The organism is Phyllobacterium pellucidum (assembly GCF_013327855.1).
GTDB lineage: Bacteria > Pseudomonadota > Alphaproteobacteria > Rhizobiales > Rhizobiaceae > Phyllobacterium > Phyllobacterium pellucidum.
The window spans coordinates 1,321,176-1,337,656 of record NZ_JABUMX010000001.1 but is presented as its reverse complement, the minus strand read 5'-3'; the positions used below and the strand labels follow the sequence as shown (position 1 = coordinate 1,337,656).

The window sequence follows — 16,481 nt, the reverse complement described above, 5'->3', positions numbered from 1 at the left end:
CGCCGGGGTTAAAACCGCCGGCGGGCTTCTTCGATTTAATTACTTGGCTAATTGATTTTCTTTTCGACCTGGCCCGGCATGGTCAGTTGCGCGCGCAGAATATCGCCCGCCTTGATCGGATCATGCTCGGAAAGTTCGGTTTCCTTGTAATCGCCATTCACATTGCGAAGCACACTGAACGTCAGTTTGATCGATTCCTCGCGGGTGCTTGCACGCTGCGCGCTTGCACCGATTTCAGACATGGTCTGCACGATGAAGGAGAGCTTCTTGCGCAACCTCATAATGTCGAGGTCGATGTCCCGCAACTGACTGGCTGCATCGTTCGAGCGCTGCTCGCGCAAGGCAAGCAGGTTCTGCTGGATGGCATTCTCGTTCTGCTTCGCCCGGGCGAGGAACGAACCAAATTCCAGCGAGTCGCGGCGCATTGCCGAAAGCTGGCGTTGGGTGTCGCGCAGCGTCGACTGCGACGTAAGGCCCTTGTCGACCAGAGTCTGCGAGGCGTTGACATTCTTCTCCAGGAGCGAAATTTCGTCGTTGCGCAGCCGTGTGCTTTCTTCGAGCGTCTGGATCTCCTCGCGGTAGTTCTGCGTCTGGGCTTTCAACGCCTGTTCCTGGCTCGCGAGTGTTGCGAGCCGCAGGTCGAATAACCTGCGTTCGGAATCGACCACGCCCTGGCGCGCATCCCTGTCCTCGGTTGGTGTATCGCTCGAAAGCACATATTCGAAAGGCTTGTCGTCGAGCTCCGCTTTCAGCCGCGCCTCCCTGACTTCTTGGGCGAAGAGCTGGAGGCTGGTGTCGGAATAATCCTGGCGGGCCGCCACGAGCTGCACGCCGGCAGCGTCGATCTTGCCCGCATCCTGTTTCAACCCCCCGCTCAAGGCGAAGAGCTCGAGCGCGATCATGCCGGGACGATACTCATACTTTCCCGGCTTCTGCACGTCGCCGATAACGAATACCGGAGCATATTCCTTGACCGCCACCGAGACCGAAAGGCCTGGTATGTGTTGCAGGAGCGCCTGGCTTATGCTGCCGGTAACTTCCGGGATGCTGTGATCGGCGACCGCAATGTTTCCGAGGATCGGATAGCCGATCGTTCCGTCGACACCGACCGGGAATACCCCGGAGAGGCCGGCGTCGCCATAGACAGTGATCTGCAGCACATCTCCGGACGCAATCTTGTAAGGCTCCTCAGCCCAGGCCGGGGACACCGTCGATGAAAGCAGCAACAGTGACGAAAAAGTCCAGGCTGCCACTGTGCGATTGATGCGAAAGCCGATGCCGTTACTTTTGTTCTTTTGTTTGATTGACATGGTTCACCTCATGCCTTCGCTGTGAAGGAGCGGGATTTTTTGACATGCCCGGCGATCTTCTTGATCACCTGAGGCGATGCAAGCTTGATCTTCGGGAGGGAGGTATCGATATGGCCAGCCTTGCCTTTCCGGCGATCACTGTTGAGCACGATGCCACTGATCTTGCGGCCATCCGCACGCAGCCTGTTAACGGCGGCAACCACCATATCGGTTCTTGCCGTGTCGCGCCGTACGACGACGATTGTCGTATCGACCAGCGCCGAGACGCGGATCGCGTCTGCGCCGTTATTGAGGGCAGGCGTATCGATCAGCACGATGTCATACTGACGCTTCAACTGGGCTATCATCTTGGCGAATTGTTCGTGGCCCAGCAGATATTCGGCTGGAACTTCGCAGCTTTGCGAAGCGACGAAATCGATGGTCGACGCGAGATCGTGTTGAACCGCAGCTTCCAATGTCTGCCTGCCGCGGATCACCTCTTCGAGATAGGGGCCGAACTGGTCGCCAAATTCCTGCGCAACCATCGGGTTACGGAAATTGGCGTCAACAACGACAGTCCGGATACCAGTCGCAGACAGGGACCGGGCCAGGCCGGCGACGATCAGCGTCTTGCCTTCCTGATCGCCGGCCGAGGTGATTGCGATGGCACGCGATGCCTTCGGCGAAGACGACAATAGCAAGTGGGCCTGAAGATCAGCGATGGCTCGTCCGAAGCTCGAGTGGCCATCCCTTACCATGCGGGCGACTTCCTGGCGCTCGCGATGCGTGAGCTCGGGAATACGGCCAATGATCGGCAGGCGGGTGATCGTTTCGAGCGATTCAGGCGAGCGGATCGACCGGTCGAACCATTCGATAAGGAATGCTCCGAGGAAGCCAAGACCCGTGCCGGCAATGATGCCGAGCAGTAGCCAGCTCTTGAGGCGCGGGCTCGATTTGGACGATGCCGGCTGCGCGCGCGAGATCATGCGGGCGTCAGCCGAGGCAATGCCATCCTGCTCGATCGTCTGCTTGTAGCGTGTCAGGTAGCTTTCATAGATGGCGCGATTGGCGGCTGCCTCGCGGTCGAGTTGGTCCGCGTGTACCAGCGCCTGGTTGGCCGTGGACATGCTGTCCTGAATCTCCTTCAGGTTGGCTTCCACCGCCGCCTGCTGGCGGTGCGTCACATCAATCTCGCTCCGAAGGCTGTTGATGATCTGCTGGATCCCTTCATTGATCTGAACGTTCAGTGAATCCAGCTGAGAGTTGAGTTGCGGCAGCTGTGCGCTTTGCGTGGCGCCGCTCTGCTTGATTTCCAGAATGGCGCGTTCGACGCGGGACTGCTCGGTTCGCAACGCCAGGATTGCCGGGGAATTCAGGACTTCGGTCAATGCGACGCCAGCCTTGTTGTTTGCCGCGTCGATCGCCGTGGCAAGCCGGGCTTCCGTCCCTGCAAGCTTTGCCCGAAGATTGGCCAATTCGCCATTGAGTGCAGCGATCTGCTGGGACTGCAATGTCATGCCATTGGCCTTCACAAGGCCCGACTTCTCACGAAAATCGGCGGCGGCCCGTTCGGACTGTTCAAGCGTTGCACGCAGGCTGACGATCTTGCCGCCAAGCCAGTCGCCGACGCGCCGCGTAGCCGATGTCTGAACATCGACCTGGTAGTCGAGATAGGCCTCGCCGAAGGCGTTGGCCACTGCTGCGGAATAGACGGGGTTATCGGAGCGGTAGCTGATATAGATTGTGTAGGAACGGCCGTCATTGGCAACATTCACATCCGACAGAAGCCTGTCGATGCGATCGCGGTTCTGATCCTCCAGCGTCGCCGCATTGGCGCTGTCCGGAACTGGCGGTTCCACTCGCGATGCGGCTCGCTCCGCCTCGGGAACGAGCCTCCCGTTGGCGTTGAAGCCCTCTCGATCGAGCCGGGCCAGGACGTTCTCTGCCATCGTTCGCGAGGTTATGATGTCGAGTTCCGTCCGCAGCACCGGACTTTCCTGCGGCAGGGGGGAAACCACGGACTCCGTCGGCAATGCTTGGAGTTTACGTACATTGAGGGCGAGGATCGCTTCGGAACTATACTGTGCCGGTGTGAGAATATAGCCGACGAGCGCCACGCCGACGGCTGTTGCAACTCCCGCCAGAACAACGAGCTTTCGGCGCCACAGTAGCGAGGCGATGCGAGGCAGCGCCATGCCGCTGCCATGGGTGGACGGTACTTCGGATACGATCATGATTGACCCCCCTGCAAGTTCAGATTTCGGTTAACTGGCCCAGGTCAGGTCAGAATCTGGTCTCATGCGGGATCATGTCGCTAATCTTGTAGGCAACCTCGGTCCGGTTCGTCGCGCCGAGCTTCTTCATGATATTGCGGATGTGCACCTTGACCGTGCTTTCGCACAAGTTCAGCTCGTAGGCGATGATCTTGTTGGCCTTGCCGCGGCGCAGACCCTCGGCGACGGCCGACTGACGAGCCGTGAACGAGGTTGCGATGTGGCGGAATTCGTCGTTCCGGTTGCCGAGCATCTTGCGCAGTGCGAGGACGCTGCTTGCCGGTACGAACTTGCCGCCGGCAATGGCAAGCTCGATGGCCTGCATGCAGATCTCGATGCCGCACGTTGTCGGAATATAGCCGCGAACACCGATTTCGAGCGCCTTCAGAACATAGTTGAGATCATCATTTTCGGCGACGACGACGACAGCTGCGCTCTCGAATGTTGCAACGAGTTCGCTGATTTCCGCCGTCAGATCGGTATCATCCATGTTGCGGTTGCCGGCGTTTACCAGGACAGCGCGAAGATGGGAAACACTTCGCTTTGACGCGCGCCATTCTTCGAGGCTACCGAATGTATATACTTTAAGACCGATGTGATGATTGTGAAGAGCCTGAGCAAGACATTCGCGTTCAAGGGCGCGTTTGTCGACGATTGCGAGATAATCTTCAGGCTGATACTTTTGGAAATGGCGATCGTTGCTATATACTGCGTGATGGTGCTGATTGTTGTTTACAACGATTTCGCGGGTAAAGGATTCATTCTCGAGTTTCCCCATAAGGGACGGATGCGTATTCTCCATTTTACTACCCCAGTTTTTATATTTGTTGCGAGTTGATATATTGAACGTGTTAACCACGCCCAGCCGCACTTCTTTTCACGGTTTTCAATTTACGCCGATTATTTCGGGGTGTCTTTAATCCTCGAATAATTCATTCGATTGGGGCAAACGGGCCGATGTAGGCAGCGCCCAGATCTAGGCCTAGTCAGGATTAGTTCGACTTAGCCGGTGTTTAGTCATAAAAATGCGAAGAATCGGACGGGTTAATTACTTAATTACACGGTTTATACTTTAGGATAATCAATTTACGCACAGCAGGAGCGTGCCGATAGGGCGATTCGGTCGCCAATGGCCTCCGAATCGTGGGCTTGCTGTTTGCAAGCGTGAAAGCTCACTTGAATGTGATCGCGAGCTTGCGAACGGTGAAGCCCTCGGCAAAGCGATCGGCGGCCCGGCATTCCATGCCGCGCAGCCTCGCGAGGCCCTTGAAGGTCAGTTCATCGAACCAGTCCTTGGAGCGCTGCGTGCCGAAATGCTTCATCAGCAGCTCCACCTTGCGATCCATGATGTTCGAGGTCAGCGGCACATAGGTGTTAGGTTGTCCGACATCGCCATCCCATTTTGGGATCTCGTATTCCAGCACGAGATGATCGCGAAAGACGTTGGTGGTGAGGCGATTGACTTCGCGATGATCCTGATGCGCGTCGTCGCGCACATGCGTAAAGATCACATCGGGTGAAACACGGTCGCGCAGCGCCATCAGCCACTGCTTGATCTCCCGGCTCTGGTCGGGAAAGTAACTGTCCTCGAACTGGCCGAGGTCGATCATATAGGATGCAGCGCCCTGGAGGAACGACACAGCCGAATCATTGGCCTCGCGTGCCCGGACCCCGGATGCGCTCAGCACACACCAGTGAACATCGACGAGCACTCCATCCGCGATCAGGCTCAGGATAGTGCCTCCGGCGCCGATCTCGATGTCATCGGAATGGGCGCCGAGGCAAAGTATCGACAGGCGTTCACCGCGTTTTGCCAGAGGCAGTTGCTTCATAGTGCCTTGACCACTCGGATATTCGTTCCGTCTCGCGCAGCACCATGGGCCGTCCAAGGCATGTCGCCCCGTTCCACCATCTCCTGGAGCGACTGCCAGTCGCGCAGGGTGTCCATGGATCGCCAGAAGCCTTCATGCTTGTAGGCCATCAGCTTGTCCTCGGCGATGAGGCGGGTAAAGGGCTCAAGCACGAGTTCTTCGCCTTCGCGCATATAGTCGAAGATCTCCTTGCGGAAGAGGAAATAGCCGCCGTTGATCCAGATATCCGAGCGGTCGGATGAACGGAATTCGCGCACGCGTCCGTCTTCGGCAATGTCTGCAAGATGATAGGTGAGGGGCGGGCGGACAGCGAGGAAGCAGCCAATCTTGCCGCTTGCCTCAAACTTGTCGATCATGTCGTCGAGATCGACATTGGAAAGGCCGTCGCTGTAATTGGCGAGAAAGATGGGCTCGCTCTTCACCTGGTCGCGCACGGCCCACAGGCGCTCGCCGATATTGCGCCAGATGCCGGTATCGATCAGCGAGATACGCCAATCCTTCTGCGACTCGCCCAGGAGTTCGACATTGCCGTTGCCGGAGACCACGCAGTCCGAGAAGGTCTGCGGCCGGACGTTGAGGAAAAAGTCCTTGACGACATTGGCCTTGTAGCCGAGGCACAGGACGAAGTCGTCATGACCGTAGTCGGCATAGTACTGCATCACATGCCGGAGGATCGGTTGCGAGCCAAGCGGGATCATCGGTTTAGGCACGTTCTCGGAGTATTCGCGGATGCGCGTTCCCATACCGCCGCAGAAAAGGACGACTTTCATGGCTGCAACTCCTTCGGATCGATGATGCTGACGCCGGGGATCGGGACGATGAACTTCGCGCCCCATTCGGCGACATGGCGCATTTGATTGACGATCTCTTTTTTGAGGTTCCAAGGCAGGATCAGGATGTAGTCAGGCTGCATCAGGTCGATGGCTTCGACAGGTTCGATCGGGATATGCATGCCTGGGGTATAGCGCCCATGCTTGTACGGGTTCCTGTCGACGGTGAAGTCGAGGAAATCGGTGCCAATGCCGCAATAGTTGAGCAGCGTGTTACCCTTGCCCGGTGCGCCGTAGCCGCAGATCGACTTACCTTCTTCCTTGGCCTTGATCAGGAAGGAGAGAAGTTCACGCTTTACCTTGCGCGCCCGCTCGACAAACGACGTGTAGACTTTGAGCGTGTCGAGGCCTGCCTTCAGTTCGTTGTCGCGGACGCGCGCTACGCTCGGCTGTATCTCGCGTGCACTGTCTTCGTGAGCGAAATGGATGCGCAGCGAGCCGCCGTGGGTGACAAGTTCTTCGACATCGATGACCTTGAGGCCATGGCGCTTCGCCATGTGCTCGATGGTCAGCAGCGAGAAATAGGAGAAGTGTTCGTGGTAGATCGTATCGAACTGGTTTTCGGCGATCAGCTTTTCGATATGCGGAAACTCGAGCGTAATGACGCCTTCGGGCTTCAGCAGGACCTTCATGCCGGCGACGAAGTCATTTAGGTCCGGAACCTGCGCGAGGACGTTGTTGCCGACGATGAGATCGGCACGCAGGCCCTCGGCAACGAGTTCACGTGCATAGTTCTCGCCAAAGAATTCGACCCGCGTCGGTACGCCCTTTTCGATCGCGACCTTGGCGACGTTGGCTGCGGGTTCGACGCCGAGCACTGGAATGTCGAGCGGCAGAAAATGTTGCAGCAGGTAGCCGTCATTGCTGGCCAGTTCCACGACCAGGCTATTGCGATTGAGGTCGAGCTGCCGTGCCATCTGGTGGCAGTACTTCTTGGCGTGAGCGACCCAGCTTGTCGAGTAGGAGGAGAAATATGCGTATTCTTCGAAGATCGCCTGGGGGCTGACATATTCAGCAAGCTGGACCAGGAAACATTCCTCGCAAACGAAGACGTGCAGCGGATAGTAGGCTTCCATCGAGTCGATGTGTTCGCGCGGCACGAAGCTTTCGCAGGGCGGCTGCATGCCGAGATCGATGAAGGTGTGCTTCAAACCGGTGCCGCACAGGCGACAATGGTGAACTTTGTCACTCGGGCGGTTTGCCAACAAAAGCGTGCTGGTTTGAATGTTCATGCGGTCGCTCCCGGTCGCTGGCCACGATCCGCGCAAAGGAGACGTTCCCGGCGGACCGATCATTGCTGTTCATGGCTAGAAGGTACGGCGTCGGCGCTTCAGGGGCGATATGACTATGCGACCAGTGGGGTCATCCGAAGGTGGAACGTAGGCGGATCAGGTCGTTCAAACGGAGGCAGCATCTGGCGGAAAACGGCCGTAGACTGGCGATTGAAGAGCCTTGTCGGCGCTGGAGCCGACGGCAAATTCTACCCCTAATTGTGAGTTTCGCGCGGGCGAAGAGTTTGACAGAATTGGCCTTGCGGAACGTAACCGATGCGAGGCTTGAGCATGCGATTCACCGAGACAGAACTGAATGGCGCCTGGCTGATCGAGGCTTTGCCGATATCCGACGAGCGCGGCTCGTTTGCCCGGACGTTCTGCGCCGCGGAATATGCCGAGCATGGCCTTGAAACCAATTTCGTTCAGCACAGCGTCTCGCATTCGGTCAAGAAGCACACGCTGCGGGGCATGCACTTCCAGAGCGCGCCGCACGCCGAAGTAAAGGTTGTGTCATGTATTGGCGGCGCGATCCTCGATGTGATTGTCGATCTGCGTCCGAACTCGCCGACATATCGCCGCTGGACCGCCTGTGAGCTCACGGCGAGCAATAATCGCCGGTTCTATATCCCCAAGGGATTTGCCCATGGATTTCAGACCCTCACCGAGGATGCTGTTGTCGCCTACCTGATCTCGGAATTTTATAATCCGCAGGCCTCGACCGGCGTCCGCTGGAACGATCCTGCCTTCGCTATCGCCTGGCCAGCTGAACCGACTGTGCTGTCGGAGAAGGATCAGGCCTGGCCGCTCCTCGATAAATTGCCTGCCTGACCGGATCAGGCAGCTTCAGCGAGAAGGTCGTTCTCCCTCAGCAGCTGCGCTGCGCGCACGATATCGCTGAAGGCCATCCCTGAGCGTTCGGCTATATCGAGCAGCGAGTGCTGACCATCGGCGAGGTTGAGAACCCAGAGATAGGCCATGGCAGTTTCGCCTGCGGATTTGTCACCGCCGAGCGCCGAATAGAGGCCGCGGCGTCCGAGCTGCGGCTCGCCCTTGGGAAAGAGATTGAGCGGCGTCCAGTCCAGTTCGAGGATATCGATTGCCTCCATGATCATCTTGTAGGACGAGGCAAGATGCTCAGGCGCGATGAAATCGAGATTGTCCGCGGACGTGTGATATTGCGGAAACGTGCCGAACGCGCTGCGCTGGAACAAGCCGACAGGAAGATTATAGCCTGGCGAACAATATTGCCGCTCATCATACCCGTAAGGGCTGAAATCCTTGATCGTGCCCTTGCGATCTTCCCGGTTGAGCACATATTCCATCGCCTTGTCGATCGTGGCATCGCCGCGCCGGCTGCGTTTGTAGTTCGGTCCGCCGCCGTCACCCACGCAGGAGACGATGAGGCCATGATCGATCCGGGCCGCATTTGCCTCATTATGGGCTAGCCAGATAAGCGCCCCGATCGTGCCGGGGGCAAAGAGGAAGCGGTAGTTATAGCGGGTCTTGCGCCCGCGCATCGCCTTGGCCAGGCAGGCAAGCAGCGCGAGGCCGGAGCAATTGTCGTTGGCGAGCGAGGGATGGCAGATATGCGCCGATAGCAGCACGTCCCGGTCGGTCTCTCCCTTATGGACATATTCGCCATAGGTGAGATGTCCGTCCGCCTTTTGCGAATCGATCATGACCTCATATTCGCCGTCCTCCATGGCGAGGAAGCGGTTATGCGTCATGCAGAACCCCCACTGTTCGCTGTAATACGAGGTGCGGTAGGGGATGAGATCAGGCTGGTCTGGCAAAGTGTAGATATGCGCCTTGAGTTCGCTTAGCGGCATCGTCCGATGTACCGGCGCGCTGTATCCGAGGACATGGAGATTATGGTCGGCAAAATCGACGACCTTTCGCCCCGAGGCGTCCTTGATATAGCCGCCTCGGATGTTCCACTCCTGCGGCACAGTCCAGTCCAGCACCGGGGTACCTGTCGGAACCTCGTGCTGGGTCAGGTCGATCTGCTGGCCAAGGACCTGCAATGTCTTGCGAACGCCCTCGCCCGTTATGCTGCGGCAGATCGGGTAGAGGCGAGCCGCCAGCGCGTAGATGCGGATACCCACATCCACTTCCGCGTCGGCCGCCGGCCGCATGTTTTCGAACGAGACCATAAATGTGTTCATGTCATGCGCTTTGCGTTTAGACGACAGCATCTGCCAGGGCAGGATGTCGGCTCGAGGACGGAACGCGGCGCAGGCTCTCGTTGAGCGTACCTTCCTCCAGTGACTTGCGGATATTGGCGATGCGCTGGTAGCGCGGTCCCTCGAACTCCTGCAACGTCAGGCCGGAAGTCGCATAGGCCGCGTGCAACTGCTCGGCGCCCGCGCGCGCATCCCAGACCGGCTTGAAAGCCGGGAGAACGCGCGCAATCTTTTCGAAGCTGACGCGATAGGAGCGTGTGTCCGGCCCGGCATCGGCGGCAAATTCGAGCTTGCAGCCCGGAACGACCTCTGAAACGATCTCAGCGATTTCACGGATGCGATAGTTGTGGGCCGACTGGCCGACATTGAACGCTTCGTTGTGCACCTTGTCCTTCGGCGCTTCCATGGCGGCGAGGAAGGCACGCGAAATATCCTCGATATGAACGATCGGACGCCATGGCGAACCATCAGACTTCAGGAGGATCACGCCTTCGGTCACTGCCCATGCAACAAGGTTGTTAAGGACGATATCGAAGCGCAGCATCGGCGAAAGGCCATAGGCTGTTGCCGGGCGCAGGTAAGTCGGGGTGAAATTGTCATCGGCAAGCTTGGCTATGTCCTTTTCCGCAAGCACCTTGGACGAACCATAGGCTGTTACCGGATTGAGTTCGCCCGTCTCGTCGATCATGCCCTCGCCGGACTTGCCGTAATTGCTGCAGGAAGACGCAAAGAGGAAGCGTGAAACGCCTGCCTTCTTGGCGGTCTCGGCAAATTTGACGCTACCACGGTGATTGATCTCGTAGGTGATATCCGGATTGAGGTTGCTCAAGGGATCGTTCGACAACGCAGCAAGATGGATGACCGCATCGAACCCCTTCAGGTCGCTTACCTCGACGTCGCGCACGTCCTTGCAGAGCCCCGGAACATCCTTGATCGAGCCGCCCGGCGCATAGCCACAGCTGCGATAGAGTTCGGCGTCATAGCCATGAACGTCGTGGCCAGCCTTCATCAGGAAAGGCACCATGACCGTTCCGATGTAACCCCGATGCCCTGTCACGAGTACTTTCATGTCGCAATCCTTTTGAAATTTACGTTGGATTTGTAAAAACGGTACTTCCGGGCGCGTTCGACAGCGAGAGAGGAGTTCGGTGGATCAGGGTGTAACAAGGGCTACACTTTGGGGAGGTTCTCTACGCCTTTTGCCCGATTGCACTTTCACCGAACCGGACTCTAGCCGCGATCCTCGAACACGAGGAGCCAATCCGTATAACCGGCGGCATTTTGCGCAGCCGGAACTTCAAATGTTACCGTTTCCCGCCGCTGGGTTTTCTGCTCGGCGGCATCCGTATATTTGCCGGATGCGGGATCATACCAGCGGACGCGTTTGGCATGGGGCGCAAGTACCGCCGAATTGATGGCGACGTCGCTGCGCCCTGAAACATAGATCACGGCGAGGCTACCGTCCTTCGACATGCTTCCAAACGCGGTGCCTGGAAACAGCGTGTCCGGATCCACCAGAAGCCTTCCCTGTTCGGGCTCGAGTTTCCACCATGGCAACGCATCAAAGAACTGCTTCAAATAGCTAATGCTTTGTGCTCCCCGGCTTCCGAGGGCCGCTTCCCAACTGTCCTTGGCATCGAAAAGTCCAGGCCCGGAAAAATGCCAGATGGGGTTATTGCCGAATATCTGGCCGCAGGCGCCGCCCAGAAGGGCACCGTATGCGATCTCACGAAGGCTCTGCTCGGTCGAATCGTGTTCCCCCTCATAGGCGCCTTCGATGAACAGGAATGGAGTTTTTGCGTTGGAAGTGTAGCGTTCGAGCGCTTTGTCTTCTACCTCGTCATAGGTGTAGATGGTATCGAAACTGAGCCATTTCGCCTCCGCCCACATTCGCTGAATATCGGTATCCGGACTTCCGTGAACGGTTTGGAGAGCTTCTGGATTTGTTTCGGCCAGCCCCTCCGCGACTGCATTGACCAGTACGTGGTCTGGCGGGTTGTAGTCTCCACCCTGAACCCAAACGATGTTCTTGTACTTTCGAAAACGCTGGCCGAGATAGCGCCCGTACGATTTGAGGGCTGCCGGTCCTGCAGCCTCCATTTCCTTGTACCAGCCTTCGTCACCGCCGCCTGCTCCGAGATAGGACGGCACGAGAAGGACAAGAAAACCGCGCTCCTGCGCTTTCTGCAGGATAAAGTCGGCATCGTCGAAATAGGCGTCATTTGGCCGGCTGAAGTCGCCCTTTGCGAGAAACGGATCGCGGTCATAGAAATTGCGCGGTGCGTTGCGGCTGAAGCGGTGTTCAATCAACGATACGAGGATCGTGTTGAAGCCACGCTTTTGCCGGTCAGCGAGATACTTGTCCGCCTCTTCGCGCGACAGCTCGCCAATCAGCGACCAGGCGGCATCTCCGGTGACGAGGAATGGCTTGCCGGAAGCATCCTCCAGATAGCGGTGATTTTCTGAAACGCGCAGCGGAAATGCCACCGGATCGGCATGGCTAGTAAACGGAAAAAGCACCAGCAACAGGCATGCCCATCGCCGGATATATTCAGCCATTCGATGCACGTTCCAGTTGGCGGTGCGCCACCGGTCCGGTGTTGAACCGACGGAAGACGACGTCGGACGGGCGTCCGACGAGGTAGTTCTCGACGCCGTTTTCGAGCGCCTGCTTGTAGACGCCCAACGCCCCGTCAACTGCATTGATCGTGCGGGCCACGTCTTCTTCGCTATGGGTGTAGCTCACCACCAGCGACGGCATGAGGATGCCGCGCTTGATGGTTTCCTGAAGGAACAGGGTGCGGAATGCCTGCGAAGGTGCTCGATCCTGATCAAGCGTCGCATAGGCCAGACAGCAGGCGCGGCCGGTTACCTTGACGTAGGCGCTAAGACCATGACGCGTCGTTGCCTGCGCGATCCCGGCGCGCAAGGCCTGGCCCTGATCGTAGAGATGTTCGATAACCGGTTCGTTCCGATAGATGCGCATCGTGGCGATCGCCGCCGCTAAGGCGTGCGTTTCCGCCCCATGCGTGGTCGACAGAAGGAATACCCGCGGCTTGCCCGTCTCTTCCAGCCCGCCGAGACGCATGAATTCGCGCTTGCCGGCAAGTGCGGAGACGGAGAAGCCGTTGCCGAGTGCCTTGCCGAAGCAGGAGAGGTCGGGCTCGATACGATAGAACTGTTGAGCGCCGCCGACATGCCAACGAAAACCGGTGATCATCTCGTCGAGAATGAAGAGCGCGCCGTTGCGGTGGCAAAGATTGCGCACTTCATGCAGGAAGTTGTTTTCTGGATCGTCCCCGCGCGATGCCTCGAGAATCAATCCGGCGATCTTTCCGGGATGATTCTCGAACAGCGCCTTGACGCTTGCAATGTCATTATACTTGAACCCGAGTGTCAGTTCCTGAACGGCTTGCGGTATACCGGCATTCATTTCCGTCGTACCGATGAACCAGTCGTCGGTCGAAAAGAACGGATGGTCACTGCAGCGGGCAATATAGTCCCGGCCCGTGACTGCTCGTGCCAGACGGACCGCGCCTGACGTTGCGTGCGATCCGTCCTTGCAGAACTTGACCATCTCGGCCGTCGGGATTGTTTCAAGGAAGGTCTCGGCACATTCGACTTCGATATCGGCCGGACGGACGAAGTTGCAGCCGCGCTGCAACTGCCGGGTGACCGCTTCGAGCACGGGGGCGTATGCATGGCCAAGCCCGACGGCCCGGTTGCCCATGCCATATTCGATATATTCATTGCCGTCGACGTCCCAGATATGGCTGCCGAGCCCGCGTGCTATGAAGCCAGGCGATAGCACCGGATATTGATCATCGCCCTTCGCGTAGGTATGGGCGCCGCCCGGGATGAGGTGATGCGCCGGCCCGCGCAACTGGTCCGATTTTTCGAAGCTCTCGATCAATGTCGACATTTGCTAACCTCATAACCACGACGCGGGCGTTTTCTCCCACGATCAAATATGACGGCGGCGCCGGGAAAATTCACTTCGGCAATTCAGTCAGCAGCAAGCGTCAAAAGGGGTAGGGACCTAAACTTCAAGTTCTTTCCCGCATGACGCGCAGCCAGTTCTTGATCGGAGTCGGGATATAGGTGCGCAGGCCCGGACGAAGCCCTTTCGGGAACGACCAGTCGGCAAAGTCGAGGGGCGGGGCAATTTCGGGGGGCGCGGCCGTGATGTTACGGATGACTTCGGCATAGCGACGTGCCATTGCATCAAGGGTGAAGACGTGTTCCGCTTTGTCTCGCGCGGCACTCGAAAGGAGCTGCGCCCCTTCCGGATTCGCCGCAATGCCGGTAATAAGCCGGGCGGCCTCCGCGCTGTTGCCGATCTGGAAGAGAAAACCATTGATGCCATCGTCGATGATTGTGTCGGTGACGCCACGGATGCGCGAAACGACGGGAATGCAGCCGACTGCCATCGCCTCTGTCAGCGTGAGGCCAAAGCCCTCAAACCGCGACGGCATGATCATCACGTCCTGATGGAGCAGGACCCTGTGAACCTCTTTCGGGTGTACGGCTCCGAGAAAGGTCACACGCTTGCCATGGCGGGCAAGCTTGAGCTTCATCGCCTGAAGGTCTGGCCCATCCCCCGCCACGGTCAGATGAATGGAGGCGTCGAGATGGTCGAGAATGTCGGCGAGCCAGAATACGCCTTTGGAAGCGTCCTCGACGCGGCCGAGGAACACGAGGCGAAGCGGTTCCGTGGCTCGCGGCGTACGATTGAGCAGTCTCGACAATCGGGTCTCGGCTGCGTGCGGAATGGCGAACGTATTGTCTGCATCAAAACCCATGGTCCTGACGAGATCGGACTGGATCCGATCCGACACACCGATTGCGGCATGCACATGATCACGCACGGCGACCGCAGCTGCATAGGTGCCGGCGGTGATGTTGTGCACGATCATGATACGCGTGATCGCTTCCGGCAGGTAGCGCGCGATGTTGGTCTGGATTCGGTCGCTGAGAACGTTGATGAACACGCCGTCGAAGCCGCCTTCCTCGATTGCAGCCGCGAGGGCGCGGGCTTGATCGCGCTCGTTCGCCAGTCCATCCGTACTGACTGACGTGCCAAGCGCAAATTCCGGGAACCATTCCGGGTCCTTCAGCGCTTCGGTTTGGCCCATCGACATCCAGCAGACCTCGATGCCGTAGGGCGCGAGCCCCTCGCGCAACTGCTTGAAGACCGTGTAGGTTCCGCCGATATGCGGGCGTACAAAATAGGCGAACTTCATTCCACTTCATCCTGCTGGGGTCCGCGCCACATCGCCCGGCCACAATGCAATAATAGTGGCAATTTGGCTCGCGACTGTACCTGCCGCGATGGGCAGATGCCGTAGCCTTTTGGGGGAACACCTTCATCGTTCGGGTGCCCCCGGTGTTCCAAGAGCCATGTGTTTTTTTGCATCGCAGCGCAGCAAGATCAAATCCGGTGCCCGATCGACCCCGCTTGTTCGAACAACGGCACGCCACAGAATTTGGGTCAGGTGTTGAGTATGCGTCGATCGGTGGTCCGAGCAATGTACAATTGAGGGCTTGAATGAAAATCGGCTTGCTAGGTCAGTTTGGCAGCGGAAACACCGGCAATGACGGTTCGCTCGAAGCCATGCTCGATTTCCTGCGTGCTTCCAAACAGGAGGCCACGCTGCTTTGCGTCTGTTCCAATCCAGCTGCGGTCACGGAACGCTACAAGGTCGATGCAATCAGCATCGGCGGCGTCAAGCTTGAAGGCAATTGGTCCAACAGGCTCAATCGGTTGCTCGCGGATTTTCCTCGCAGGCTGGGCAGCCTCTATGCCGTCATCAGGGGACTGCGCGGCGTGAGTGTCCTGATCATCCCCGGCACGGGGATTCTCGATGACTTTCAGGAGACCGCGTTCGGTTGGCCATTCGTTGTATTTCGCTGGTGCCTGGCTGCGCGTCTGCAAAATGCGCGCATCGCCTTCGTCAGTATTGGAGCGGGTCCCATTGAAAACCCCTTGAGTCGCTGGTTTTTGAAATCCGCGGCGAGAATGGCGCAATACCGGTCGTATCGCGATGATTTCTCACTGGAATACATGAAGGGGATTGGGCTCGATGTGACGCCGGACCTGCGCTATCCGGACATCGCCTTTCGGCTTCCCTTGCCTGCCTCGGTGCCCGCGAAAGACACGGCGCGCACGACCGTCGGGGTCGGTGTGATGGATTACCATGGATGGAAGAAGGCGAATGCAGACAATGCGGAAGGCGAACGTATCCACAACAACTATATTGCGAAACTGACGAAATATATTTGCTGGCTGATTGACGAAGGACATAACGCACGCCTTCTGACCGGCGATCTGCGCGATGGCAGAGCCGTAAAGCAGTTGATGAAGTCAATTTCCTCGACACGGCCCGATATTCCCATGGAGCGCATCGCGGTCGGTCACGGGGGCTCATTGCACGAGCTGATGAGCGAAATCGCACAGACGGACATCGTCGTTGTCTCACGTTATCACAACGTGGTCTGTGCGCTGAAATCGGGCCGGCCGACAATTTCGTTGAGCTATAATCTAAAGAACGACTATCTGCTGTCCCAGTTCAGGCAGGCTCATTATTGCCAACACATCGAAACCTTTGATGTCGAAAAGCTCAAACAGCAGACGAACCAGGTGCTTGGCAACATGGATGCCGTCAAGCAAGAGATAGCGGGGGTCAATCGTTCGCTTCAAGAAAAGCTGGCTGAACAGGAAGCCGTCCTGCTACATCGCGTCATCGCCGGGTGATCGGCGC

At 57.9% G+C, this 16,481-nt stretch carries 13 protein-coding genes; 2 read left to right on the top strand and 11 right to left on the bottom strand.

Annotated elements, in window-relative coordinates; genetic code table 11:
- Positions 1–47 precede the first annotated feature (47 nt).
- From HQ945_RS06600 to HQ945_RS06575, 6 genes are all read right to left on the bottom strand, one after another.
- Positions 48–1,310: a polysaccharide biosynthesis/export family protein gene (locus HQ945_RS06600; RefSeq protein WP_051614622.1), complete on the bottom strand. Its 1,263-nt coding sequence runs from the start codon at positions 1,308–1,310 to the stop codon at positions 48–50.
- An 8-nt stretch (positions 1,311–1,318) separates the two neighbouring features.
- Entirely contained in the window at positions 1,319–3,523 is a 2,205-nt protein-coding gene (locus tag HQ945_RS06595) for a GumC family protein (protein WP_113280250.1), read from the bottom strand.
- Between the two features lie 49 nt (positions 3,524–3,572).
- Positions 3,573–4,052: a response regulator transcription factor gene (locus tag HQ945_RS22810; protein ID WP_228017261.1), complete on the bottom strand. Its 480-nt coding sequence runs from the start codon at positions 4,050–4,052 to the stop codon at positions 3,573–3,575.
- Positions 4,053–4,734: 682 nt separating this feature from the next.
- A complete protein-coding gene (locus HQ945_RS06585; protein WP_113280251.1) occupies positions 4,735–5,394 on the bottom strand; it encodes a PIG-L deacetylase family protein in 660 nt (219 codons plus the stop codon).
- Entirely contained in the window at positions 5,391–6,203 is an 813-nt protein-coding gene (locus HQ945_RS06580; RefSeq protein ID WP_113280252.1) for a sugar phosphate nucleotidyltransferase, read from the bottom strand. The genes HQ945_RS06585 and HQ945_RS06580 overlap by 4 nt, the downstream gene beginning before the upstream one ends.
- Positions 6,200–7,495, bottom strand: a complete 1,296-nt coding sequence (locus HQ945_RS06575; protein WP_091920197.1) for a class I SAM-dependent methyltransferase — start codon at positions 7,493–7,495, stop codon at positions 6,200–6,202. Before HQ945_RS06575 ends, HQ945_RS06580 begins: the two co-directional genes overlap by 4 nt.
- 330 nt (positions 7,496–7,825) lie before the next feature.
- Between HQ945_RS06575 and rfbC the strand changes: the two genes are divergently transcribed.
- Positions 7,826–8,365: a dTDP-4-dehydrorhamnose 3,5-epimerase gene (gene rfbC, locus HQ945_RS06570; protein WP_027230546.1), complete on the top strand. Its 540-nt coding sequence runs from the start codon at positions 7,826–7,828 to the stop codon at positions 8,363–8,365.
- A 5-nt stretch (positions 8,366–8,370) separates the two neighbouring features.
- On the opposite strand, the gene HQ945_RS06565 is transcribed toward rfbC, so the two are convergent.
- The 5 genes from HQ945_RS06565 to HQ945_RS06545 all read right to left on the bottom strand — a co-directional run bounded on the left by HQ945_RS06565 (position 8,371) and on the right by HQ945_RS06545 (position 14,963).
- On the bottom strand, positions 8,371–9,672 hold the full coding sequence (locus tag HQ945_RS06565; RefSeq protein ID WP_174207885.1) for a DUF4910 domain-containing protein: 1,302 nt from the start codon (positions 9,670–9,672) through the stop codon (positions 8,371–8,373).
- Positions 9,673–9,718: 46 nt separating this feature from the next.
- Positions 9,719–10,789 (bottom strand): NAD-dependent epimerase/dehydratase family protein, encoded by a 1,071-nt coding sequence (locus HQ945_RS06560; RefSeq protein WP_027230544.1) that lies wholly within the window; start codon positions 10,787–10,789, stop codon positions 9,719–9,721.
- Between the two features lie 161 nt (positions 10,790–10,950).
- Positions 10,951–12,279: a glycoside hydrolase family 140 protein gene (locus HQ945_RS06555; protein ID WP_174207822.1), complete on the bottom strand. Its 1,329-nt coding sequence runs from the start codon at positions 12,277–12,279 to the stop codon at positions 10,951–10,953.
- Positions 12,272–13,642, bottom strand: coding sequence for a glutamate-1-semialdehyde 2,1-aminomutase (locus HQ945_RS06550; RefSeq protein WP_174207821.1), 1,371 nt, complete (start codon positions 13,640–13,642; stop codon positions 12,272–12,274). Before HQ945_RS06550 ends, HQ945_RS06555 begins: the two co-directional genes overlap by 8 nt.
- Positions 13,643–13,766: 124 nt before the next feature.
- On the bottom strand, positions 13,767–14,963 hold the full coding sequence (locus HQ945_RS06545) for a glycosyltransferase family 4 protein (RefSeq protein ID WP_174207820.1): 1,197 nt from the start codon (positions 14,961–14,963) through the stop codon (positions 13,767–13,769).
- A 305-nt stretch (positions 14,964–15,268) separates the two neighbouring features.
- On the opposite strand from HQ945_RS06545, the gene HQ945_RS06540 reads away from it, so the two are divergent.
- The gene (locus HQ945_RS06540; protein ID WP_174207819.1) at positions 15,269–16,474 is read left to right on the top strand and encodes a polysaccharide pyruvyl transferase family protein; all 1,206 of its coding nucleotides are present in this window, start codon (positions 15,269–15,271) and stop codon (positions 16,472–16,474) included.
- Positions 16,475–16,481 lie beyond the last annotated feature (7 nt).

Coding starts and splice junctions, on each gene's coding strand:
- HQ945_RS06595 (WP_113280250.1), bottom strand. CDS start 3,523: ATGATCGTATCCGAAGTACCGTCCACCCATGGCAGCGGCATGGCGCTG.
- HQ945_RS06560 (WP_027230544.1), bottom strand. CDS start 10,789: ATGAAAGTACTCGTGACAGGGCATCGGGGTTACATCGGAACGGTCATG.
- HQ945_RS06585 (WP_113280251.1), bottom strand. CDS start 5,394: ATGAAGCAACTGCCTCTGGCAAAACGCGGTGAACGCCTGTCGATACTT.
- HQ945_RS06580 (WP_113280252.1), bottom strand. CDS start 6,203: ATGAAAGTCGTCCTTTTCTGCGGCGGTATGGGAACGCGCATCCGCGAA.
- HQ945_RS06545 (WP_174207820.1), bottom strand. CDS start 14,963: ATGAAGTTCGCCTATTTTGTACGCCCGCATATCGGCGGAACCTACACG.
- HQ945_RS06555 (WP_174207822.1), bottom strand. CDS start 12,279: ATGGCTGAATATATCCGGCGATGGGCATGCCTGTTGCTGGTGCTTTTT.
- rfbC (WP_027230546.1), top strand. CDS start 7,826: ATGCGATTCACCGAGACAGAACTGAATGGCGCCTGGCTGATCGAGGCT.
- HQ945_RS06600 (WP_051614622.1), bottom strand. CDS start 1,310: ATGTCAATCAAACAAAAGAACAAAAGTAACGGCATCGGCTTTCGCATC.
- HQ945_RS22810 (WP_228017261.1), bottom strand. CDS start 4,052: ATGGATGATACCGATCTGACGGCGGAAATCAGCGAACTCGTTGCAACA.
- HQ945_RS06575 (WP_091920197.1), bottom strand. CDS start 7,495: ATGAACATTCAAACCAGCACGCTTTTGTTGGCAAACCGCCCGAGTGAC.
- HQ945_RS06540 (WP_174207819.1), top strand. CDS start 15,269: ATGAAAATCGGCTTGCTAGGTCAGTTTGGCAGCGGAAACACCGGCAAT.
- HQ945_RS06550 (WP_174207821.1), bottom strand. CDS start 13,642: ATGTCGACATTGATCGAGAGCTTCGAAAAATCGGACCAGTTGCGCGGG.
- HQ945_RS06565 (WP_174207885.1), bottom strand. CDS start 9,672: ATGCGGCCGGCGGCCGACGCGGAAGTGGATGTGGGTATCCGCATCTAC.